Here is a 1,187-nt window from a genome sequence, read left to right on the forward strand (position 1 = left end):
GGTCAGATCGAGTACCTCGGCCGTGCGGACGAGCAGGTCAAGATCCGGGGCTTCCGCATCGAACTCGGAGAGGTCCAGTCCGTCCTGGCCGGACATCCGCTGGTCGCCCAGGCCGTGGTCGTGGCCCGCGAGGACGTGCCCGGAGACAAGCGACTGGTCGCCTACGTCGTTCCGAACGACAGCACTCCGGAGACCGAACTGCTCCACCGGATCGCGGAGTTCGCGAGCGATCGCCTGCCGTCCTACATGGTCCCGTCGGCTGTCGTGGTCCTGGACGCGCTGCCGCTGAACGTCAACGGCAAGCTCGACCGCAAGGCCCTCCCCGCCCCGGACTACTCGGCGGGCAAGGACGGATCCGGCCGCAGCGCTGCGAACCTCCGTGAGGAGCTTCTGTGCGGGGTCTTCGCGCAGGTCCTGGAGCTGCCCGAGGTCGGGGTGGATGACGACTTCTTCGCTCTCGGCGGTCACTCCCTGCTTGCCGTTCGTCTGATCAGCCGGGTCCGTACGGTCCTCGGTGTCGAGGTTCCGCTGCGGGCGCTGTTCGACACGCCGACGGTCGCCGGTCTCGCGGCTGGCCTGGAGGACGCCGGACAGGCCAGGCTCGCCCTGGCGGCGGGCGAGCGGCCGGAGCGGGTTCCGCTGTCCTTCGCCCAGCGGCGCCTGTGGTTCATCGGCCAACTGGAGGGGCCGAGCGCGACCTACAACATCCCGTTCGTGCTCCGGATGGCTCATGAGGTCGACCGGCACGCACTCGCCCTCGCCTTCCGTGACGTGGTCGCCCGCCACGAGGTCCTGCGGACCGTCTTCCCGACGGCCGAGAACGGCGAGCCGTACCAGAACATCATCGAGCCCACCGACCTCGACTGGCAGCTCAACGTCGTCGACGTGCAGCCCGCGGCGCTCGACGCCGCGATCGCGGGGGCCGAGGCACACGCCCTCGACCTCTCCACCGAACTGCCGATCCGGGCCACTCTCTTCGAGGCTGGTCCTGATGAGCGGGTGCTTGTTGTGGTGCTGCACCACATTGCGGGTGACGGGTGGTCGATTGCTCCGCTGGCCCGGGATCTGTCGACGGCGTATGCGGCGCGTGCGGAGGGGCGGGCTCCTGGGTGGGAGCCGTTGCCGGTGCAGTACGCGGACTACGCGTTGTGGCAGCGCGAGCTGCTCGGCGACGAGGCCGACGCCGA

General features: G+C 69.8%; 1 protein-coding gene. It reads left to right on the forward strand.

Going from position 1 to position 1,187, the window contains the following annotated elements; translation table 11 throughout:
• Positions 1–1,187 (forward strand): condensation domain-containing protein (locus ACWCXC_RS37480; protein ID WP_450891826.1); only part of this gene is annotated, 1,187 nt, incomplete at both ends.

Source organism: Streptomyces sp. NPDC001515 (genome assembly GCF_053597115.1).